At 68.5% G+C, this 17516-nt stretch carries 19 protein-coding genes; 13 read left to right on the top strand and 6 right to left on the bottom strand.

Annotation, left to right across the window (positions count from 1 at the left end):
- Positions 1-5: 5 nt before the first annotated feature.
- Entirely contained in the window at positions 6-656 is a 651-nt protein-coding gene (locus C8E96_RS18695) for a DUF3043 domain-containing protein (RefSeq protein WP_091371762.1), read from the bottom strand.
- A 45-nt stretch (positions 657-701) separates the two neighbouring features.
- On the opposite strand from C8E96_RS18695, the gene C8E96_RS18700 reads away from it, so the two are divergent.
- Both C8E96_RS18700 and C8E96_RS18705 read left to right on the top strand, forming a co-directional pair.
- A complete protein-coding gene (locus C8E96_RS18700; protein ID WP_091372860.1) occupies positions 702-1808 on the top strand; it encodes a glycerate kinase family protein in 1107 nt (368 codons plus the stop codon).
- Between the two features lie 130 nt (positions 1809-1938).
- Positions 1939-2304, top strand: a complete 366-nt coding sequence (locus C8E96_RS18705) for a HesB/IscA family protein (RefSeq protein WP_091371760.1) — start codon at positions 1939-1941, stop codon at positions 2302-2304.
- 83 nt (positions 2305-2387) lie between these two features.
- On the opposite strand, the gene C8E96_RS33375 is transcribed toward C8E96_RS18705, so the two are convergent.
- On the bottom strand, positions 2388-2555 hold the full coding sequence (locus C8E96_RS33375) for a hypothetical protein (protein WP_166657831.1): 168 nt from the start codon (positions 2553-2555) through the stop codon (positions 2388-2390).
- Between the two features lie 196 nt (positions 2556-2751).
- On the opposite strand from C8E96_RS33375, the gene C8E96_RS18710 reads away from it, so the two are divergent.
- Positions 2752-3687, top strand: a complete 936-nt coding sequence (locus tag C8E96_RS18710) for a carbohydrate kinase family protein (RefSeq protein ID WP_091372856.1) — start codon at positions 2752-2754, stop codon at positions 3685-3687.
- 62 nt (positions 3688-3749) lie between these two features.
- Here the strand turns inward: C8E96_RS18710 and map are convergent, their stop codons facing one another.
- Positions 3750-4514 (bottom strand): type I methionyl aminopeptidase, encoded by a 765-nt coding sequence (map, locus tag C8E96_RS18715; protein ID WP_091371758.1) that lies wholly within the window; start codon positions 4512-4514, stop codon positions 3750-3752.
- Positions 4515-4547: 33 nt separating this feature from the next.
- Here map and C8E96_RS18720 point away from each other — a divergent pair, with 33 nt between their 5' ends.
- The gene (locus tag C8E96_RS18720; RefSeq protein WP_091372852.1) at positions 4548-4811 is read left to right on the top strand and encodes a helix-turn-helix domain-containing protein; all 264 of its coding nucleotides are present in this window, start codon (positions 4548-4550) and stop codon (positions 4809-4811) included.
- 414 nt (positions 4812-5225) lie between these two features.
- On the opposite strand, the gene asnB is transcribed toward C8E96_RS18720, so the two are convergent.
- Entirely contained in the window at positions 5226-7154 is a 1929-nt protein-coding gene (gene asnB, locus C8E96_RS18725) for an asparagine synthase (glutamine-hydrolyzing) (RefSeq protein ID WP_091371757.1), read from the bottom strand.
- Between the two features lie 291 nt (positions 7155-7445).
- On the opposite strand from asnB, the gene ctaC reads away from it, so the two are divergent.
- The 5 genes from ctaC to C8E96_RS33380 all read left to right on the top strand — a co-directional run bounded on the left by ctaC (position 7446) and on the right by C8E96_RS33380 (position 11456).
- Entirely contained in the window at positions 7446-8408 is a 963-nt protein-coding gene (gene ctaC / locus C8E96_RS18730) for an aa3-type cytochrome oxidase subunit II (protein WP_091371755.1), read from the top strand.
- Between the two features lie 53 nt (positions 8409-8461).
- Positions 8462-8860 carry a cytochrome c oxidase subunit 4 gene (locus C8E96_RS18735; protein ID WP_091371753.1) on the top strand — a complete coding sequence of 133 codons (399 nt, stop codon included), beginning with the start codon at positions 8462-8464 and terminating at the stop codon, positions 8858-8860.
- Between the two features lie 239 nt (positions 8861-9099).
- Positions 9100-10272, top strand: coding sequence for a pyridoxal phosphate-dependent aminotransferase (locus C8E96_RS18740; protein WP_228769747.1), 1173 nt, complete (start codon positions 9100-9102; stop codon positions 10270-10272).
- Complete coding sequence (locus C8E96_RS18745) at positions 10265-11251, top strand: 2-hydroxyacid dehydrogenase (RefSeq protein WP_091371750.1); 987 nt, start codon at positions 10265-10267, stop codon at positions 11249-11251. The genes C8E96_RS18740 and C8E96_RS18745 overlap by 8 nt, the downstream gene beginning before the upstream one ends.
- A gap of 61 nt (positions 11252-11312) precedes the next feature.
- Positions 11313-11456, top strand: coding sequence for a GPGG-motif small membrane protein (locus tag C8E96_RS33380; RefSeq protein ID WP_166658046.1), 144 nt, complete (start codon positions 11313-11315; stop codon positions 11454-11456).
- An 89-nt stretch (positions 11457-11545) separates the two neighbouring features.
- On the opposite strand, the gene trpD is transcribed toward C8E96_RS33380, so the two are convergent.
- Positions 11546-12586 (bottom strand): anthranilate phosphoribosyltransferase, encoded by a 1041-nt coding sequence (trpD, locus tag C8E96_RS18750; RefSeq protein WP_091371749.1) that lies wholly within the window; start codon positions 12584-12586, stop codon positions 11546-11548.
- Position 12587: 1 nt separating this feature from the next.
- Positions 12588-12998 carry a hypothetical protein gene (locus C8E96_RS18755; protein ID WP_091371747.1) on the bottom strand — a complete coding sequence of 137 codons (411 nt, stop codon included), beginning with the start codon at positions 12996-12998 and terminating at the stop codon, positions 12588-12590.
- A 229-nt stretch (positions 12999-13227) separates the two neighbouring features.
- Here C8E96_RS18755 and ctaE point away from each other — a divergent pair, with 229 nt between their 5' ends.
- The 4 genes from ctaE to qcrB are packed head-to-tail and all read left to right on the top strand — an operon-like array spanning position 13228 to position 17490.
- Positions 13228-13857, top strand: a complete 630-nt coding sequence (gene ctaE, locus C8E96_RS18760; RefSeq protein ID WP_091371746.1) for an aa3-type cytochrome oxidase subunit III — start codon at positions 13228-13230, stop codon at positions 13855-13857.
- Positions 13858-13916: 59 nt separating this feature from the next.
- A complete protein-coding gene (gene qcrC / locus C8E96_RS18765) occupies positions 13917-14714 on the top strand; it encodes a cytochrome bc1 complex diheme cytochrome c subunit (RefSeq protein WP_091371744.1) in 798 nt (265 codons plus the stop codon).
- On the top strand, positions 14711-15847 hold the full coding sequence (gene qcrA, locus C8E96_RS18770) for a cytochrome bc1 complex Rieske iron-sulfur subunit (protein WP_091371743.1): 1137 nt from the start codon (positions 14711-14713) through the stop codon (positions 15845-15847). Before qcrC ends, qcrA begins: the two co-directional genes overlap by 4 nt.
- The gene (gene qcrB / locus C8E96_RS18775; protein ID WP_091371741.1) at positions 15844-17490 is read left to right on the top strand and encodes a cytochrome bc1 complex cytochrome b subunit; all 1647 of its coding nucleotides are present in this window, start codon (positions 15844-15846) and stop codon (positions 17488-17490) included. Before qcrA ends, qcrB begins: the two co-directional genes overlap by 4 nt.
- The last annotated feature ends 26 nt before the right edge of the window (positions 17491-17516 follow it).

Here is a 17516-nt window from a genome sequence, read left to right on the forward strand (position 1 = left end):
GAACATCAACTGATGACGTCGCCGGGGCCCACGCGGGGCTTCGGGGCGCGGAGCTTGCGGATCTGGGTCGCGCGGACGAAGGCGTACCAGCCGATCGAGGCGCCGCGGATGTTCTCCTTGGGGAACTTCGCGCGGACCAGGCGGGTGATGCGGCGGCCGTTGATGACGGCCTCGATGACCATCAGGATCAGCATCACCAGCGACGCCAGGGTCGCGTACTGCTGCACCGCCAGCGACGGCACGACCATCGACACGATCACCACACCCGCGAGCGGCATGAACAGCCCGAGCAGGTTGCGCTTGGAGTCGACCAGGTCGCGCACGTAGGCCTTGACCGGCCCGCGGTCGCGCGCCATCAGGTACTTCTCGTCGCCCTCGAGCATCCTCCTGCGGCCCTCGAGGCGCTGCTCCTTGCGCTTGGCGGCCAGCGCCTTGCGCTCCTCTTTGTTGCCACGGGCGCGCTTCATCGCCTCGCGCGTGGTCTTCGGCGGCGGCGCGACCGGTCCGCGCCTGCGCGCTTCGGCCTCGCGGCGCTTCGGGGTCGGCCTGCCCTTGCCGGGCGTGTGGGCCTTGGGGGCGTCCTCGCCGATGGCGACGGCAGCCTCCTCGACCTGCGAGTCGGTGCTGTCTGCTGAGTTACGGCGAAGGAACCTCACAGCGACAAGGGTAGGACAGTGCCGTTGATCGCTACGCTGCGGCTCATGCGAGTCGTCATCGCCCCGGACTGCTTCGGCGGCACCCTCACCGCCGCGCAGGCCGCGGACGCCATCGCCACCGGGTGGCGACGCGGCGCACCAGACCACGAACTCATCCTCCGGCCGCTGGCCGACGGGGGCCCCGGCTTCGTCGACGTGCTGCACACAGCCATCGGCGGAGTCCTGCACCGGACCACCGTGACCGGCCCGCTGGGAACGCCCGTCGAAGCGAAATGGCTGATGCACGCCGGGGTCGCCTACCTCGAGTCCGCCGAGGCCGCGGGCCTGCACCTGGTCCCGCGCGAACAGCGGGCGGAGATGTGCGAGCGGGCCACCACGCGCGGGGTCGGCGAGCTGATCGCCGCGGCCCGGGACTTGGGCGCCCACGAGATCGCGATCGGACTCGGCGGGTCCGCCACCACCGACGGCGGCTCGGGCGCGCTCGCCGCGCTCGGCCTGGTCGCCCTCGACAAGGACGACCAGCCGGTGGAGCCGGGGTCGCTGGCCGACTGCGTGCGGATGGAAGGCAAGGCCGACGTGGGCCGGGTCGTCCTCATCGCCGCCGCCGACGTGGAGAACCCGCTCCTGGGACCGCACGGCGCCGCCGCCACCTTCGGCCCGCAGAAGGGCGCCGACCCGGCCGCAGTCGATCGGCTCGAACGCGGTCTCACCGTCTGGGCGGACCTGCTCACCGCGCGGACCGAACGTGACAAGCGCGACACCCCGGGCGCCGGGGCCGCGGGCGGGCTGGGCTACGCGCTGCTGACCCTGGGCGGCGAATCGGTGTCCGGGGCCAACCTGGTGGCGGGCGCCACCCAGCTGAGCGCCATGATCGGGCAGTCCCAGCTCGTGGTCACCGGGGAAGGCAGCTTCGACTGGCAATCGCTGCGCGGCAAGCTCGTGACCAGCGTGTCCGGCGTCGCCGCCGCCCACGGCGTGCCGTGTCTCGCGCTGGCCGGGCAGGTCGCCGTCGGTCGCAAACAGGCCGCCGCGGCGGGCATCGAGGCCGCGTACTCCGTGTCCGACCACGTCGGCTCGGTGCGCAAATCCATGGCCGACCCGGCCGGGACGCTCACCGAACTGGCCGAGCACGTCGCCAAGCAGTGGCGCTGACCGGCCGGGCCGCCCGAAGCCGCTGTGCCATCATGGAGGGTGGAACAAATCGGCACGTAACCTTGTTGGTGCCGGGTGTACCGCCCGCGTGGGACTTCGCTCCCGCGAGGAACCTGACTTAGGGAGAACGATGACGACCGCTCAGGAGAACACCGCCGAAGCGGCCACCACCCACGGTGTGGAGCTGACGGACGCCGCCGCGGCGAAGGCCAAGGCCCTGCTCGAGCAGGAAGGCCGCGACGACATGCACCTGCGCATCGCCGTGCAGCCGGGTGGCTGTGCGGGCCTGCGCTACCAGCTGTTCTTCGACGAGCGCTCGCTCGACGGCGACCTGCTGCGTGAGTTCGGCGGCATCAAGGTCGCGGTCGACCGGATGAGCGCCCCGTACGTCCAGGGTGCCGTCATCGACTTCGTCGACACCATCGAGAAGCAGGGCTTCACGATCGAGAACCCGAACGCGGGCGGCAGCTGCGCGTGTGGCGACTCGTTCCACTGACCTGACACACAAAGAGGGCCACGATCGCACTGATCGTGGCCCTCTTTGCTGGATTGCGGAGTTGTTGCGGGTGCGCTGGTCTTCTAGACGTACTCGTCCAGGTCGGCAACCTGTGCGGCGGTCTTCTCGTCCACGGCCCAGTGCGCCGCGCGTGACCTGGGGATGACCGCCGGGTCGGCCATCAGCGAGGACGGGATGGCCGCGCAGTCGGCGATCAGCTCGTCCATGGTGTCCGGTTCGGATGTGCTCACGTGCTCGACGTTAGGCACTGTTGACGGGTCCGGCACAGAGGTACTAACCGGTAGTGTTCAACGGTGACCAAATGCCACCCGAGCGGGTGGCATCGACCAGATCGCGCCACCGACGTCGACACCGAAGTCGACCAGCCAACAGGGAGAAGGCCTCGTGCCCGTTGCCGTCACCGGAAGCATCGCGACCGATCACCTCATGCACTTTCCCGGGAGGTTCGCCGAGCAGCTCGTCGCGGAGCAGCTGCACCGGATCTCGCTGAGCTTCCTTGTCGACGACCTGGTCGTCCGTCGGGGCGGTATCGGCGCCAACATTGCCTTCGGCATGGGCGTCCTGGGCTGTTCGCCGATCCTGGTCGGGGCCGTGGGCGACGACTTCGCCGACTACCGCTCCTGGCTTGAGCGCCACGGCGTCGACTGTTCCGGCGTGCGGGTCTCCGAGGTCGCGCACACCGCGCGCTTCGTGTGCACCACCGACGACGACATGTGCCAGATCGCGTCGTTCTACGCGGGCGCGATGTCGGAGTCCCGGCTCATCGAGCTGCTCCCGGTCGCCGAGCGCGCGGGTGGCCTCGACCTGGTCCTGATCAGCCCGGACGACCCCGAGGGCATGCAGCGCCACGCCGAGGAGTGCCGCACCCGCGGCTACACCTTCGGCGTCGACCCGTCGCAGCAGACCGCGTGGATGAACGGCGAGCAGCTCAAGACCTTCATCGACGGCGCCGACTACCTGTTCACCAACGACTACGAGTGGGAACTGCTCCGGCAGAAGACCGGCTGGTCGGAGGCGGACATCATGTCCCGCGTCGGCATGCGCATCACGACCCTCGGCGAGAAGGGTGTGGAGATCGTCGGCTCGGACGGCTCCGTGCTCCACGTCAGCGCCGTGCCCGAGACCACGAAGGCCGACCCGACCGGGGTCGGCGACGGCTTCCGCGCCGGGTTCCTGGCCGGTCTGACCCAGGGGCTCAGCCTCGAACGGTCGGCCCAGCTCGGCTCCTTCATCGCGGTGCTGGTGCTGGAGACCGTCGGCCCCCAGGAGTGGACCTTCGACAAGGCCGAAGCCCTCACCCGCATCGGTGGCGCGTTCGGTCCTGAGGCCGCCGCCGAGATCGGCGCCGTGCTTCCCGGCTGAGCCAGACCGCACTGCCGATTCGGTCCCCGCACCCACCAGGGTCGGGGACCGAATCCGTTTCGTCAGGCGGTGAGGATCCGCGGGCCGTCGTGGGTGATGGCGACCGTGTGCTCGGCGTGCGCGGCGCGGCTGCCGTCGGTCGTGCGCAAGGCCCAGCCATCGGCGGCGACCTGGTAGGTGTCCTTGCCGCCCGCGTGGAACATCGGCTCGATGGCCAGCACCATGCCCGCGCGCAGCGTCATGCCGCGGCCGGGGTCGCCGTCGTTGGGCACGCTCGGCGGCTCGTGCATCTCCCGGCCGATGCCATGCCCGCCGAAGTCCTCCGGGATGCCGTAGCCCGCCGCGCGGCCGATGGCGCCGATGGCGTGGGCGATGTCGCCGAGCTTGCGGCCGGGAACGGCGACCCGGATCGCGGCTTGCAGCGCCTCGTTCGTGGTCCAGATGAGGTCGAGGTCTGCCGGGTCCGCCGCACCGACGACGAAGGAGACCGCGGCGTCGCCGTGCCAGCCGTCGATGTTGGCGCCGAAGTCGACGCTGACCAGGTCGCCGTCGACGAGCTGGGTCTTGTCGGGGATGCCGTGCACGATGACGTCGTTGACCGACGCGCAGATCACCGCGGGGAACGGCGTGGGCGCGAAGTGCGGGTGGTAGTCGAGGAAAGACGACTTCGCGCCGTGCTTGGTCAGCACGTCCCGGGCGACCTCGTCGAGTTCGAGCAGCCGCACACCCACCGCCGCGGCCGCGCGGACGGCGGCCAGCGCCGCCGCGACCACCTTCCCGGCGACTCGCATGGCGTCCAGTTCCGCGGGTGTCTTCAGCTCGATCATGCGGATAACTATACCGGTATTACTATGACGGTCATGGTGCGACCACCGCTGACTCCGTTCGAACGCGACCGAGGCGAACTCCTAGGCCAAATCCTGCGCGACGCGCGGGCTGATCGCAGCATGGTGGAGGTCGCCGCCCACGCCGGAATCTCCGTCGAGACGCTGCGCAAGATCGAGCGAGGGCGGGTGCCCACGCCCGCCTTCTTCACCGTGGCGGCGATTGCCAATGCGGTGGGACTGTCCCTTGAGGACTTGATCGCCCAGACGGCAATCGACCCAGGACGCATGAGCGCCTGACATCGCCGTCCGCCGAGGGGGTTGACGCATTCTTCGGCGCTTGCCAGCCGGCCTGGTTACCGGCCGCCGGATGTTCGCGCACCAGCGAAGCCGGTGTTTGTCCACAGCCCAGCCGAGTCGTCCACAGGAATTCGCACACCGACCGCAAACCCCTTGCGCGCCGATAGACTGGCCAAGGGCAGCCCCCCGTGGTGGGTGGGGGCTTTGTTGTCGCGCGGGGGCGGTTCGCTAGAGCTTGACGGGTTCTGAGGCTCCGGGCTCTGTTGAGGCGCTGTGCAAGATCGGGCGTACCGTCGCCGCCATCGCGGGACTTGGTCAAAGGGCCCGGCGCTCCGGGCGGATCGACGACCGAACGGACAAACCACCCGACCGAGCCCACGATCTCGGCTTGGTCGGGTGGTTCGGTCTCGCGGCCTAGAGCTTGACCGGGTAGTGCGGCTCCGGGATCACCGGGGCGATCCGGCGCTCGATGAAGATGCCGTGCCACAGCATGAACACCAGCAGCGCCCAGATGCGGCGGCTGTGGTCCAGGGTGCCCGCCTTGTGCTCCTCCAGCAGGCGCAGGACGGCGTTCTTGTCGATCAGGGCGTCGGTTTGCGATGTCATCACGATGTCGCGGGCCCAGTCGTACATCTCGTCGCGCAGCCACAGGCGGATGGGGACCGGGAAGCCGAGCTTGCGGCGGTTCAGCACGTGCGCCGGGACCACCTTGCGCAGGGCCTGGCGCAGGGCGAACTTGGTGGTCTCGCGGGTGACCTTCTGCTCCAGCGGGACCTGGGCGGCGATCTTGAACACCTCGGGGTCCAGGAACGGCACCCGCAGCTCCAGGCTGTTGGCCATGGTCATCTTGTCGGCCTTGACCAGGATGTCGCCGCGCAGCCACGTGTAGAGGTCGACGTGCTGCATGCGGGTCACCGGGTCCCAGCCCAGCGAGTCGCGGTACGGGCCCGCGGTGATGTCCTTGTGGCTGACCGCCGGGTTGAAGGTCCGCAGGACCTTCTCCAGCTGGTCGTCCCGGAAGATCCGCGCGTTGCCGTAGTAGCGCTCTTCCAGCGACAGCGCGCCGCGACGCAGGAGGTCCTTGCCTCGGGTGCCCTCGGGGATCTTGGTCGACACCTTGCCCATGGCCCGCCGCAGGGCGCCCGGGACGCGTTCGAACGGGGCCAGGGAGATCGGCTCGCGGTAGATCGTGTAGCCGCCGAACAGCTCGTCGGCGCCCTCGCCGGACAGCACGACCTTGACGTGCTTGCGGGCCTCGCGGGCGATGAACCACAGCGGGACCAGCGCCGGGTCGGCCACCGGGTCGTCGAGGTACCAGACGATCAGCGGCAGCGCGTCCATCATCTCCTGCGCGGAGACCGTCTTGACGACGTGCTTGACCCCGATCGCCGCGGCCGACTCGGCGGCCACGTCGATCTCGGAGTAGCCCTGGCGCTCGAACCCGGTGGTGAAGGTGATCAGGTCCGGGTTGTGCTCGCGGGCCAGCGCGGCGATCGCGGTCGAGTCGATGCCGCCGGAGAGGAACGAGCCCACCGTCACGTCGGCGCGCATGTGCATGCGGACCGAGTCGCTCATCACATCGGCGATGCGCGAGTACAGCGCCTCGGCGTCGGCCGGGCCGCCCACGGGCTTCGGGGTGAACCGCGGCGCCCAGTACCGCTTGGTCACCGGCTCCTCGCCGGGAGTCAGCGTGAACGACGTGCCCGACTCGATGCGGTGGATCTTGGTGTGCAGCGTCGCGGGCTCCGGCACGTACTGCAGCGTCAGATAGTGCTGCAGGGCGCGGCGGTCGAGTTCCTGGTTGACGCCGATGAGGCCGGTCAGCTCCAGGATCGACTTCTTCTCACTGGAGAACGCCACCCCGCCGGGGCCCGCCGCGTAGAACAGCGGCTTGATGCCGAACGGGTCGCGGGCGCCGAAGAGCACCTGCTTCTGCCCGTCCCAGATGAGGAACGCGAACATGCCGCGCAGCCGGGTGACGGCCTCTTCGCCCAGGTAGTGATATGCGGCGACGATCGTCTCGGAGTCGCCGTCGGTGGTGAACCGGGCGCCGAAGCGCTGGGTCAGCTCCGCCCGCAGCTCGAGGTAGTTGTAGATCTCGCCGTTGAAGAGCAGCGTGTACCGCTCCGGCGACTCGGGCGGACCCCACGGAAGCGGCTGGTGGGAGTGCTCGATGTCGATCATCGAGAGCCGGTTGAAGCCGAAGACGGCCTCGCCCCCCGTCCACGTCCCGCTCTCATCGGGCCCACGGTGCCGTTGGCAGCGCATCGCGGCGCCAACAGCCGACCGCGCAGCCGCGGCATCCATCTCAGAAGGACAAACCAGACCAAGCAGACCGCACACGCTTCTCGCGCACCTCTCGTATCGAGCCGGAGTATCGCGGGGGAGTGGTCAGTATGCCGGTGTCCGAATCGACTGCGCCGCGCGGAGTGTGACCGACTTAGCTCTCACCCTCCGGGGGTGTGGCGTGGGTCGCTGGGCTAGGCTCCGCATTGCTCGACAGAGCGCTGTTCCTCCCTGCCCAGCGGGGTGGGAGCGGCCGAAATCGGGCATGGGTACGAGATCGCCTTCCCGCGCGGGTTCCCCGGAACCGGCGAGGATCGCAATAGGAGGAGTCGAGCAGTGGGCACACCCATGGCCTCCGGTGCGGACAAGCACCGGAACCGCACGTCGGTGACACGGCTGGCCAAGGTCGCCGGTCTCGCCGTGTTGGTCGTCCTCGCCGCCAGCGGCTGCTCCACCGAAGAGGTGCTGCGCTTCGGCTGGCCGGAGGGCGTCACCCCACAGGCGCACCGCATGCGCGACTTCTGGACCTGGTCGGTCATCGCCTCGCTCGCCATCGGCGTGCTGACCTGGGCGCTGATGCTGTGGCCGGTCATCGCCCACCGCAAGCGTGGGGACAAACTGCCGCGGCAGTTCCAGTACAACCACGTGTTGGAGATCATCTACACCGCGATCCCCGTGGTCATCGTCGTCGTGCTGTTCTACTTCACCGCGACCACCCAGAACTACGTCCAGGCCGAGACCGACAAGCCGGACGTCACCGTCGACGTCGTCGCCTTCCAGTGGAACTGGGAGTTCGACCACAAGTCGTTCATCAACTCCAAGGGCGCGCTCGACGTCCCCGCGGCGCCGGGTGACACGACGGTCCGCACGGTCGGCAGCTCGACCGAGATCCCGCTGTTGGTCCTGCCGATCAACAAGAAGATCCACTACAACCTGCGGGCGACCGACGTCATCCACTCCTTCTTCATCCCGGAGTTCCTGTTCAAGCGGGACGTCTTCCCGCACCCGGACAAGAACAACCAGGACCCGACGTTCCAGAACGAGATCGACCGGACCGGGTCGTTCGTCGGCCGCTGCGCCGAGCTGTGCGGCACGTACCACTCGGCGATGAACTTCGAGGTCCGGGCCGTCACGCCGGAGCTGTTCGAGCAGTACATGGCGCTGCGCACCAAGGTGAACCCGAAGACCGGCAAGGGCTACACCACGGCCGAGGCGCTCGCTCAGATGAACTGCGGCGAGCTCTGCACCCCGCACGCGGTGACCACGACGCCGTTCAACACCGACCGCACCGCGCGCAAGGCCTCCGGCTGAGGCCGGGGACCTGACAGCGGAATCAACGGTCGACAGGTGAATGTGAGGACAGCATGAAGGTCGAAGCCAGGCTCTTCGACGTCACGACCATCTTCTTCTTTCTCTCCGCCGTGGTGTACGGCGTGTGGGCGAAGGAGCCGGTGGGCACGGTCGGCCTGATCCTGACCGGCGGTCTGTCGCTGATCATCGGTTCGTACTTCCACTTCGTGGCGCGCCGGATCACCCAGCGGCCCGAGGACAACCCGGACGCGGAGGTCAGCGACGGCGCGGGCGAGCTGGGCTTCTTCAGCCCGGGCAGCTACTGGCCGGTGGCCCTGGCCGCCTCGGCGGCGGTGACCGGTGTCGCGCTGGCGTTCTGGCAGATCTGGCTGCTCGTGATCGCGATCGTCCTCGTCCTGCTCACCATCGGCGGGCTGGTCTTCGAGTACCACACGAGGCCCGAGCACGACTGAGTCGCGAAAGTGCTTCAGGCGCCGCCGAGACCAGGTCTCGGCGGCGCTTAACTTTTAACAGACTTCCGTTAATTCAGGGTATCTCCGCTGATCAGGTGAATAGGCGTGTGCTTATTCCCGCAAATCGCGAAGTTACCTTCTTGGTTGATACGCCCGACGCCGGAAAGCCGGCACGATCGCGCTGACCTGTCCCTGCCCCTGGGGAGAACCCCCGGGGGCAGCCAGCAGAAGGAGCGTTCGTGAAACTTGCCCGTCGAATGGAGCGTCTCGGCACCGAGTCGGCGTTCGAGGTGCTCGCCAAGGCGAAAGCCCTGGAGAAGACCGGCCGCCAGATCATCCACATGGAGATCGGCGAGCCCGATTTCGACACCCCGGCGCACATCGAGAGCGCCGCTCAGGAAGCGCTGAGCAAAGGGCACACGCATTATGTGGCGGCGCCCGGAATTCCCGAACTGCGCACGTCGGTCGCCGATTTCCTCGACCGCACGGGCAGGCTCGTCACCACGCCGGACCGGGTGATCATCACGCCCGGCGCGAAGCCGATCATGTTCTTCGCGATCATGGCGCTGTGCGAGGAGGGCGACGAGGTCATCTACCCCGACCCCGGCTTCCCGATGTACGCCTCCATCACGTCGTTCGCGGGCGCCACCCCGGTGCCGATACCGCTGCGCGAGTCCAACAACTTCACCATCGACCCCGACGAACTCGCGTCGCTGGTGACCGACCGGACCAAGCTGCTCATCCTGAACTCGCCGCACAACCCCTGCGGCAGCTCGCTCTCGCAGGAGCAGATCGAGGCCATCGCCAAGATCGCCATCGAGCGCGACCTGATCGTGCTCAGCGACGAGGTCTACTGGGCGCTGCAGTACGACGGTGAGCACCGCAGCGTGCTGAGCGTGCCCGGCATGGCCGAGCGGACGATCCTGCTCGACGGCTGGTCGAAGACCTTCGCCATGACCGGCTGGCGGCTCGGGTTCGGTGTGTTCCCCGAGAAGCTGGTGGAGCCGATCAGCAGGCTCGTCATCAACTCGGTGTCGTGCACGTCGGCGTTCAGCCAGCACGCCGCCATCGCCGCCCTGGACGGCCCGTGGGACGAGGTCGACAAGATGAAGGCCGCGTTCGCCGAGCGGGCCGAGATCATCGTCGACGGCCTCAACGCGATCCCCGGTGTCTCCTGCGTGCGGCCGGGTGGCGCGTTCTACGCGTTCCCGAACATCACCGGCCTCGGCCGCTCCTCGGGCGAGCTGTCGGACCTGCTGCTCAACAAGGCCGGTGTCGCGGCGCTGCCGGGCACGGCGTTCGGCGCCTATGGTGAAGGCTACCTGCGGTTCTCCTACGCCAACTCGCCGGAGAACATCCGCGCCGCGCTCGCCGCCTTCGCCGAACTCGCCGGAGAGGTCGCCAATGGCTGACTCGGAGATCCTGCTCACCCGCAGGCTGGTCGACGAGGCCATGGCGGCCCTGGACGGCACCTGCGAGGTCGACCTGTACGAGGGTCCGCCGACGGCCATCCCGCGCTCGGAGCTGCTGCGCCGGGTCAAGGGCAAGGACGGCCTGCTGACCCTGCTCACGGAGAAGGTCGACGCCGAACTCCTCGACGCGGCGGGTCCGCAGCTCAAGGTCGTGGCCAACTACGCGGTGGGTGTCGACAACATCGACATTCCTGAGTGCACCCGGCGGGGCATCCTGGTGACCAACACCCCGGATGTACTGACCGAGGCCACCGCCGACCTGGCCTGGGCGCTGATCCTGTCCTGTGTTCGCCGGGTCGCCGAGGGCGACCGGTTCCTCCGGTCGCGCGAAGAGTGGATCTGGGACCCGCGGATGATGCTCGGCCAAGAGCTCTACGGCCGCACGATCGGCATCGTGGGCTGCGGCCGTATCGGCCAGGCCACGGCCCGCCGCGCCCTCGGCTTCGGGATGCGGGTGATCTATCACAACTCCCGGCCGCTGCCCGCGGACATCGCGGGGGAGCTCAAGGCCGAGCTGCGCACGTTCGACCAGCTGGTGGCCGAGTCGGATGTCATCTCGGTTCACTGCCCGCTGACCCCGGCGACCCGGCACCTGTTCAACGCCGACGTCTTCGCCCGGATGAAGCCATCGGCGGTGCTGGTGAACACCGCCAGAGGCCCGGTCGTGGACGAGAAGGCCCTGGCCGACGCGGTCCGCGCGGGCGAGATCTTCGGCGCCGGACTCGACGTGTTCGAGCGGGAGCCGATCGTCGAGGAGTCGCTGCTCGACCTGGACGCGGTCACGATCGTCCCGCACCTGGGCAGCGCGACCGTGCAGACCAGGGCGGCGATGGGCCTGCTGGCGGTAGAGAATCTGCTGGACGGACTAGCGGGCACTAGGCCGCGTGCGCTGCTCAACCCGGAAGCGCTCAGTGACTAGAAGATGGAAGGTTTGACTACCTCGGAACGCGGGCATTCCGGCTGGTGAGGAGGTACTAATCATGGCAACCCTGTTGTGGATTATCGCTGTGGTGCTCGTAATCGGTGGCATTGTCACCTTGATTCGGGGACAAATGCTCTACGGAGCGCTACTGATCGTGCTCGGCCTGCTCATCGGCCCTGGTGGCGTCAGCATCTTCACCTGACCAAGCTGACCCCACCGCCTCTCTGAGGCACCTGACATAGCGAAGCCCGTGCGTGAATCACGCACGGGCTTCGCTATGTCAGCGACAGATCAGCCTGCGAGCTCCGTGGACCGCACGGTCCAGCGGTCGAGCAGGGTGCTCGCGGCGCCTGAGTCCAGGGCGAGCGTGGCCTGCCCGAGGGCGGCCTCCAGGTCGGCGTGCACGTCGGCGGACAGCCCGCGGAACGCCGCGATGGCGCCCGCGGCGTTGAGCACCACGGCGTCGCGGACCGGGCCGGACTTCCCGGCCACCAGATCGCGGATCACCTGGGCGTTGAACGCGGCGTCGCCACCGCGCAGGTCCTGCGGCTCGGCGGCGGTGACCCCCAGCTTCGCCGGGTCGATCCGGTCCTCCCGGACCTTGCCGCCACTGACCACCCATACCGACGTGGTGGTGGTCGTGGTGATCTCGTCGAGGTTGTCGTCGCCGCGCACGACCAGCACGCTCGCGCCGCGCCGGGCGAACACCTCGGCCACGATCGGCGCCATCCGGGCGTTCGCGCAGCCCACCAGGCCCGCGGTCGGCTGAGCCGGGTTCGTCAGCGGCCCCAGCACGTTGAACGCCGTGGGCACGCCCAGCTCGCGCCGGGTCGGGCCCGCGAACCGCAGCGCCGGGTGGAACGCGGGAGCGAAGCAGAACCCGATGCCGACCTCGCGCACGCAGGTGGCGACGGCGTCGGGGGACAGCTCGATCGCCACCCCGAGCTCCTCGAGGACGTCGGCGGTCCCGCACTGCGAGGACGCCGAGCGGTTGCCGTGCTTGGCCACCGGGACGCCCGCCGCGGCGGTCACCAAGGCGCTCATCGTGGAGATGTTCACCGTGTGGGCCTGGTCGCCGCCGGTGCCGACCACGTCGACGGCGTTGCCCCCGACATGGACGAGCTTGGCGTGCGCCAGCATGCCCTCGGCCATGCCCGCGATCTCGGCGGCCGTCTCACCCTTGGCGCGCAGGCCGATCGCGAACCCGGCGATCTGCGACGGGGTCGCGCTGCCGGACATGATCTCGTTCATCGCCCAGGTGGTGTCCTCGGCGGCGAGGTCGACCCCGTCGATCAGCTGGTTGAGCAGCCGGGGCCAGGTGCGGGCGGTCATGTCAACCACGCGCGACGGGAAGGCGCTTCGAGCGCAGCACGTCGGCGACCGTCTCGGCGGCGGTCAGCGGGTCGAGCGGGTGCACGATCACCGCGTCGGCCTGCGACCAGGTGGCCAGCCAGCGGTCGTCCTTGCGGCGCACGGCGATGACGACCGGCGGGCACTCGTCGATCTCGTTCTTGAGCTGGCGGCACAAACCGATGCCGCCGGTGGGCTGCGATTCGCCGTCGAGGATCGCGAGATCGATGTCACCGCCGTCCATCTCCATCAGCACCTCGGCCACGGTGCCGACCTCGACATACGCCACGCGGCCGATATCCGCCGCCGGACGTCGCCCGATGGCTGTGACGATGGTCTCCCGGACCTCGGGGCGGTGGCTGAACACCAGGATCTTCAGTGGCTGCGTGCTCATGCTCTGGGGTCCTTCGCTAGGCCAGGTGCTGGTGGACACGATGTTATCGGTCTCACGTTCGGGCCTGGCCCAAGGCGTCCAACTGGGGCCCGACGTGCGGTTTTCCGCTCGAACGGCCGACGGTTCGCCGGTGGGGGCGCACCTTCGCCCACGATCGTCAAGGTGTGACCGGGGCGACGCGCGACCCGCCGTGGACCCGATACGCCATCCCGGTCACACGCACGACATAATGCGTCGCGTGACAACAGCAGCGCCCTCCATTGGTCAGCGTGTGCATTCGCTGAACCGGCCGAACATGGTCAGCGTCGGCACCATCGTGTGGCTGTCCAGCGAGCTCATGTTCTTCGCCGGCCTGTTCGCGATGTTCTTCACCGTCAAGGCGCAGAACGCGACCGGACACTGGCCCCCGCCCCTCGAGGCGGGCGGTGAGCCGATCCACCTGAACCTGCCCTTCGCGCTGCCGTTCACCATCATCCTGGTGGCGTCATCGTTCACGTGTCAGCTCGGCGTGTTCGCCGCCGAGCGGGGCGACGTGTTCGGCCTGCGCCGGTGGTACATCCTGACGCTGATCATGGGTGCGATCTTCGTCGGCGGCCAGGCCTACGAGTACATGCAGCTCGTGCACGAGGGTGTCACCATCCCCTCGGGCGGCTTCGGCACCGTGTTCTACCTGACCACCGGGTTCCACGGCCTGCACGTCATCGGCGGTCTCGTCGCGTTCGTGTACCTGCTGATCAGGACGCGGCTGAGCAAGTTCACCCCGGCCCAGGCCACGTCGGCGATCGTGGTCTCGTACTACTGGCACTTCGTCGACATCGTGTGGATCGGACTGTTCGCGGTCATCTACCTGGTGCCGTGATGGCCGCCACCCACCACAGCTTCGCCGAGCCCGCACTGACAGCAAGGGTTGCCGCTTAAATGACCAAGAAACAACGGAGCCACAGCAAGGGCCGCAGGCGCATCGCGGGCCTGCTGGCGCTCGGCATGGCGCTGATGACGCTCGGCCTGCTGTACTCGGCGTTCGCGCCGCAGCCGCAGGTCGCACAGGCCCAGGGCGACCCGGCCGCGCTGCGCAAGGGCGAGCAGATCTACAACAACACCTGCATCAGCTGCCACGGCACCAACCTCGAGGGCGTCACCGACCGCGGCCCCAGCCTCATCGGCGTGGGCGAGGCGTCGGTGTACTTCCAGACCGCGACCGGGCGCATGCCCGCGGTCCGGCAGGAGGCCCAGGCCGAGCGCAAGCCTCCGAAGCTGACCCCCGAGGAGATCGACGCCCTGATGGCGTTCGTCCAGTCCAAGGGCGGCGGCACCCAGCTGCCCCAGGAGTCGGGCAGCCAGCTCGTCGGCGACAACCCCGCCCGCGGTGGCGAGCTGTTCCGGCTGAACTGCGCCTCGTGCCACAACTTCACCGGCCGCGGCGGAGCGCTGTCCTCGGGCAAGTTCGCGCCCAAGCTCGACGGTGTCAGTGAGACCGAGATGTACGCGGCGATGCTCGTCGGCCCGCAGAACATGCCGACGTTCTCCGACCGCCAGCTCAGCCCGGCTGAGAAGAAAGACATCATCGCCTACGTGAGGTCGGTGACCGACGGGAACAACAACCCCGGCGGCAATCCGATCGGCGGCCTTGGTCCGCAGTCCGAAGGCCTGATCGCGTTCATCGTGGGTATGGCGGCCCTGGTCGGCATCACCCTGTGGATTGGGGCGAAGTCATGAGTTCGAACACCCCCCAGGACGTGCCCAGCGACGAAGAGCTGGCCCAGATGTCCCGGGACGACCTGGTCAAGCTTGGCAACAAGCTCGACGGCGTCGAACTGGTCGAATACCCGGACCCGTGGCCGGTCAAGGGCACCCGCGCGGAGAAGCGCGCCGAGCGCGCCGTCGCACTGTGGTTCCTGATCGCGGCGCTCGCGGGGTTCGCGTTCATCGGCGTGTTCCTCTTCTGGCCGCACGCCTACGTCGCTCCGAACACCGACGGGTACTTCATGTACTCGCTGTTCACCCCGATGCTGGGTGCGACCCTGGGCCTGTCGATCCTGGGTGTCGGTGTCGGCGCGCTGCTCTACATGAAGAAGTTCGTCCCGCACGAGGTCGCGGTGCAGCAGCGCAACGACAGCGGGTCCTCCGAACTGGACAAGGCGACGATCCTCGCCGAGCTCGCCGACGCGGGTGACCGCACCACCATCGCCCGCCGCTCGCTGATCAAGCGCTCCGCCGGCCTCGGCGCGGGCGCGATGGGCCTCGGCATCGGCGTGTTCGCCATCGGCGGCCTGGTCCGCGACCCGTGGGCGCAGACCGAGTCCAAGGACTCGCTGTGGCACACCGGGTGGAAGCACGAGAAGCCGGGCGAGAAGGTCTTCCTGCGCCGCGCCACCGGCCACGCGCACGAGGTCTCCCTGGTCCGTCCCGAAGACCTGTCCGCCGGTGCGATGGAAACGGTGTTCCCGTTCCGCGAGTCGGAGCGTGAGGACCACCACGCGCTGTCCAAGGCGCTCAAGCGCTCGGACAACCCGGTCATGCTGATCCGCCTGCGCTCCGAGGACGGCCGCAAGGTCGTCAAGCACCAGGGCCAGGAAGACTTCAACTACGGCGACTACTACGCGTACACGAAGATCTGCAGCCACCTCGGCTGCCCGACGTCGCTGTACGAGGACGCCACCAACCGCATCCTGTGCCCGTGCCACCAGTCGCAGTTCGACGCGCTGGCCTACGGCAAGCCCATCTTCGGTCCGGCGACCCGCAAGCTGGCCCAGTTGCCCATCGCGGTCGATGAGGAGACGGGCTACTTTATTGCCAGGAGCGATTTCATCGAGCCGGTCGGGCCCGCATTCTGGGAGCGGAAGTCATGAGCGCAATCACAACTCCCACCAAGGCCAACTCCGCCGCCTCCCGTGCCGCGGGTGGTGCTGCCAAGTGGGCGGATGACCGCTATCACCTGGCCAAGGGCATGCGCCACCAGATGAACAAGGTCTTCCCGACGCACTGGTCGTTCCTGCTCGGCGAGATCGCGCTCTACAGCTTCATCGTGCTGCTGCTCTCGGGCACCTACCTGGCGCTGTTCTTCGACCCCTCCATGCAGGAGGTCGTCTACCAGGGTTCGTTCGTCAACCTGCGTGGCCTGGAGATGTCGCGGGCCTATGAGTCGACGCTGATCATCACCTTCGACGTGCGCGGCGGCCTGTTCGCCCGGCAGGTCCACCACTGGGCGGCCCTGCTGTTCATGGCGGCGATCGTCTGCCACATGTTCCGCGTGTTCTTCACCGGCGCCTTCCGGCGCCCGCGTGAGGTCAACTGGGTCATCGGCGTGCTGCTGTTCCTGCTCGGCGCGTTCGAGGGCTTCGCGGGCTACTCGCTCCCCGACGACCTGCTCTCCGGCGCGGGTCTGCGGATCATGTCCGGCCTGCTGCTGTCGCTGCCGGTCGTGGGTACCTGGGTGCACTGGCTGCTCTTCGGCAGCGAGTTCCCCGGCGAGGACATCGTGCCTCGCCTCTACACGGTCCACATCCTGCTGCTGCCGGGCATCCTGCTCGCGCTCATCGGCGTCCACCTCGCGCTGGTCTGGTACCAGAAGCACACCCAGTTCCCGGGCGTGCGGCGCAAGGAGACCAACGTCGTCGGCGTCCGGATCATGCCGGTGTTCGCGATCAAGGGCGGCGCGTTCATGGCCGTCGTCGTCGGCGTCACCGCCGCCCTGGGTGGCCTGTTCCAGATCAACCCGATTTGGAACTTCGGACCGTTCAACGCGGCGCACATCTCCGCGGGCACGGTGCCCGACTGGTACATGGGCTGGACCGACGGGTTGATCCGACTCTGGCCCGCGTGGGAGATCTACCTCGGGGACTACACGATCCCGGCGGCGTTCTTCCCGTTCCAGCTGGGTCTGCCGCTGCTCGGCGGCATCGCGGCGGCCTACCCGTGGATCGAGCGCTGGTTCACCAAGGACTACGCGCACCACAACCTGCTGCAGCGTCCGCGTGACGTTCCCGTCCGCACCAGCCTCGGCATGATGGCGATCACCTACTTCATGGTGTCGCTGCTGTCGGCGGCGAACGACGTGCTGGCCGAGAAGTTCTTCATCTCGCTCAACGCGACGACGTGGATGGGCCGCATCGGTCTGCTGGTGCTGCCGCCGCTGGCGTACTTCATCACCTACCGCATCTGCCTGGGCCTGCAGCGCTCGGACCGCGAGGTGCTGGAGCACGGTGTCGAGACCGGCATCATCAAGCGCCTGCCGCACGGCGAGTTCATCGAGATCCACCAGCCGCTCGGCCCGGTGGACGACCACGGCCACCCGATCCCGCTGGAGTACCAGGGCGCGGCGGTGCCGAAGAAGATGAACAAGCTCGGCTCGGCGGGTGCGCCGGTCGCCGGTTCCTGGCTCACGCCGGACCCGGTCGAGGAGACCACGGCACTGGCCCGGGCCCGCGCGGCCCAGCACAACGGCCACACCGAGATCGAGGCGACCAAGGCTGAAGAGCCGAAGAGTCACTAAGTCAGTCGAATAAGGGGCGGCACCCG

It is taken from the genome of Actinokineospora alba, from assembly GCF_004362515.1.
GTDB lineage: Bacteria > Actinomycetota > Actinomycetes > Mycobacteriales > Pseudonocardiaceae > Actinokineospora > Actinokineospora alba.